This is a genomic window from Streptomyces phaeochromogenes (assembly GCF_001418655.1).
In the GTDB taxonomy this organism is placed as follows: Bacteria; Actinomycetota; Actinomycetes; order Streptomycetales; family Streptomycetaceae; genus Streptomyces; species Streptomyces phaeochromogenes.
This window is the reverse complement of sequence record NZ_LIQZ01000232.1, coordinates 1-3,282: the sequence shown is the minus strand read 5'-3', so window position 1 is coordinate 3,282 and position 3,282 is coordinate 1. Positions and strand designations below refer to the sequence as shown.

4 protein-coding genes and 1 pseudogene are annotated in these 3,282 nt (G+C 66.9%); 4 read left to right on the top strand and 1 reads right to left on the bottom strand.

What is annotated here, in order from left to right; translation table 11 throughout:
• The first annotated feature begins 55 nt into the window (after nt 1-55).
• Both AOK17_RS28950 and AOK17_RS28945 read left to right on the top strand, forming a co-directional pair.
• On the top strand, nt 56-454 hold the full coding sequence (locus tag AOK17_RS28950) for a cytochrome c oxidase subunit 4 (RefSeq protein WP_055615514.1): 399 nt from the start codon (nt 56-58) through the stop codon (nt 452-454).
• A gap of 129 nt (nt 455-583) precedes the next feature.
• Nucleotides 584-1,828, top strand: a complete 1,245-nt coding sequence (locus AOK17_RS28945; protein WP_055615513.1) for a L,D-transpeptidase — start codon at nt 584-586, stop codon at nt 1,826-1,828.
• Between the two features lie 25 nt (nt 1,829-1,853).
• On the opposite strand, the gene AOK17_RS28940 is transcribed toward AOK17_RS28945, so the two are convergent.
• Complete coding sequence (locus tag AOK17_RS28940) at nt 1,854-2,255, bottom strand: hypothetical protein (protein ID WP_055615512.1); 402 nt, start codon at nt 2,253-2,255, stop codon at nt 1,854-1,856.
• Between the two features lie 188 nt (nt 2,256-2,443).
• On the opposite strand from AOK17_RS28940, the gene ctaE reads away from it, so the two are divergent.
• Both ctaE and AOK17_RS48925 read left to right on the top strand, forming a co-directional pair.
• Nucleotides 2,444-3,064: an aa3-type cytochrome oxidase subunit III gene (ctaE, locus tag AOK17_RS28935; protein ID WP_055615511.1), complete on the top strand. Its 621-nt coding sequence runs from the start codon at nt 2,444-2,446 to the stop codon at nt 3,062-3,064.
• A gap of 65 nt (nt 3,065-3,129) precedes the next feature.
• Nucleotides 3,130-3,282: pseudogene (locus AOK17_RS48925) on the top strand (cytochrome bc1 complex diheme cytochrome c subunit); the annotation flags it as partial.

The window sequence follows — 3,282 nt, the reverse complement described above, 5'->3', positions numbered from 1 at the left end:
TCGAGAACGCCGGTCACGGTGAGAAGGCCCTCGCTGGTGGCAAGGAGGCCGGCAAGTGAAGGTCCAAGGCAAGATGTTCCTCTGGCTGGCGTTCTTCGTGCTGGCCATGGCCATCGTCTACGGCGTGTGGTCCAAGGAGCCCGCCGGCACCACGGCGCTCTTCCTGGGTTTCGGCCTGTGCGTCATGATCGGCTACTACCTGGCCTTCACGGCCCGGCGTGTCGACGTGGGCGCCCAGGACAACAAGGAGGCCGACGTCGCCGACGACGCCGGTGAGGTCGGTTTCTTCAGCCCGCACAGCTGGCAGCCGCTCTCCCTCGGCATCGGTGGCGCGCTCGCCTTCATGGGCGTGATCTTCGGCTGGTGGCTGCTCTACTTCTCGGCCCCGATCATCATGATCGGCCTGTGGGGCTGGGTCTTCGAGTACTACCGCGGAGAAAGCCAGAACCAGTAGCACGCGCAGAGCACAGGAAGCCCGGACACTCCGTCAGGAGGTCCGGGCTTCCCTCTTTTGCCACACCGCTCATCCCTCGCACGGCCCACTCGACGCGCCGGGTGCGGCCCCGCTTCCTAGCGTGAGGTCATGAGCCACACACCGCGATACCGCACAGCCGTCAGCACGGCACTCATAGTCGCCCTCGGCGCCGGGGTCACGGCCTGCGGCTCCGACGGTCATCCGCTGTCCGCCAAGCCGTACGACGCCGCGGAGGACATCTCCTTCAGCATCCCCGTGGACGACGGCAAGAAGGCCGACCCGGACAAGCCCCTGGAGATCACCGCCGAGGACTCCGACGGCCGCATCACCGACGTGACCGCCACGGACGCCGCAGGACGGTATGTGGCGGGCGAACTCTCGGCCGACGGAACCCGCTGGCACAGCACCTCCCCGCTGGCCGCCGGCGTCCACTACAGGGTCCGTGTGAGCACCGAGGACGAGGACGGCGCTCCCGGCCGCAAGGTGGTCGACTTCGACACCGGAACCCCCACCACGAAGCGGCTGGACGTGAAGTTCGGGCCCGACAAGGGCACGTACGGCGTCGGTCAGCCCGTCACCGCCGAGCTCAGCCTCCCGGTCAAGGACACGGCCGCCCGCGCCGTCGTGGAGCGCTCACTGAAGGTCGACTCCCGGCCCGCCGTGGAGGGCGCCTGGCACTGGGTGGACGACAAGAAACTGCACTACCGGCCCAAGGAGTACTGGCCCGCCCAGGCCACCGTCAGCGCCCACAGCAACCTGGCCGGGATAAAGGTCGCCGAGCGCCTCTGGGGCGGCAAGGCCAAGCCCCTGACCCTCACCACGGGCGACCGCGTGGAGGCCGTCACGGACGCCTCGGCGCACTCCATGACCGTCTACCGGAACGGCGAGGCGATCAAGTCGATCCCCGTCACCACCGGCAAACCGGGCTACGACACCCGCAACGGCGTCAAGGTCGTACTGGGGAAGGAGGGCACCGTTCGCATGACCAGTGCCAGCATCGGCTCCTCGGACTTCTACGACCTGATCGTCCACAACTCGGTCAGGCTCACCAACAGCGGCGAGTACGTCCACGCCGCCCCCTGGTCCACGGGCTCCCAGGGCTACGCCAACGTCAGCCACGGCTGCACCGGCATGAGCAGCGCCAACGCCCAGTGGTTCTACGAGAACATCCGCGCCGGCGACATCGTCCAGGTCGTCAACTCGTCCGGCGACATGATGGCCCCGTTCGGCAACGGCTTCGGTGACTGGAACCTCACCTGGAAGAAATGGCGCACAGGCAGCGCCCTGGTGGCCGACACCCCGGAGGGTCCCGGCCCGGAAGCCCGCCTGCGGCTGCGCCCAGAGTCTGTCTGATGGCCCCGACAGGGGCGCGCGGCGATCAGGCGCTCAAGGCCCGCTTACTGCGCAGCAGCCCCGCCAGGGCAGAGGCGAACTCCACCGGCTCCACCGGCAGGGTCACCGCGGCGTCGGCCCGGCTCCACGTGGCCAGCCACGCGTCCTGGGGCCGCCCGATCAGCAACAGCACCGGCGGACAGTTGAAGATCTCGTCCTTGATCTGACGGCAGATCCCCATCCCGCCCGCGGGGACGGCCTCGCCGTCGAGCACGCAGACATCGATGCCACCGCGGTCCAGCTCCTTGATGACGGCGGCAGGCGTCGCGCACTCGATGAACTCGACCTGAGGAACGTCCGTGGCCGGCCTCCGGCCGGTGGCCAGCCGCACCTGCTCACGGGTGTTGGAGTCGTCGCTGTAGACCAGCACCGTTGCGGTCGGCTGCATTCTTCCTCCGGGACATCAGCGTCGTAGAGACAGATACGGACAGGGTCCGATGCGCGGATGCTACTCCCTTCAACACATGGTCAACAGCGGTTCGGACAGGGCTTCGATGGGCCATATGGGCTGGACACGACCCACAGACACTCCGAACGGCACCCCCGGGAGTGAGGGCGAGATAAGCGACCGACATAATGTCGGTCGTGGCGACAGCAACGACAGTAGAAACCGGGCACGCGCACCCGTCGGTCAATCGGCCGAACCTCACCAGCGTCGGAACCATCATCTGGCTGAGTTCCGAGCTGATGTTCTTCGCGGCCCTCTTCGCGATGTACTTCACCCTGCGATCGGTGACCGGGCCGACTCACTGGAAGGAGATGGCGGAACATCTCAACTTCCCGTTCTCGGCTACGAACACCACGATCCTGGTGCTCTCCTCCCTCACCTGCCAGCTCGGCGTGTTCGCCGCCGAGCGCGGGGACGTGAAGAAGCTCCGGATGTGGTTCATCGTCACCTTCATCATGGGTGCGATCTTCATCGGCGGTCAGGTCCTCGAGTACACCGAACTGGTCAAGGACGCGGGCCTCTCGCTCTCCTCCGACCCGTACGGCTCGGTGTTCTACCTGACCACCGGCTTCCACGGCCTGCACGTGACGGGTGGTCTCATCGCCTTCCTGCTGGTCCTCGGGCGCACCTACGCAGCCCGCAGGTTCACGCACGAGCAGGCGACCGCCGCCATCGTCGTGTCCTACTACTGGCACTTCGTCGATGTCGTCTGGATCGGCCTCTTCGCCACGATCTACATGATCAAGTAGCCGGGCCCGTTCCCGAGCACATTCCAGAAGCATCGACGCAGAAGATCCTGACACCGGGGTAATCCGTGAAAAAGCTCTCCGCACGACGACGCCATCCGCTGGCGGCGCTCGTCGTCCTACTCCTCGCGCTGGCATGCACCGGGGGGCTGTATACCGCGTTCGCGCCCGCGGACGAGGCGCAGGCCGGTACAACCGCCCAGTCCCTAGCAATCGACGAG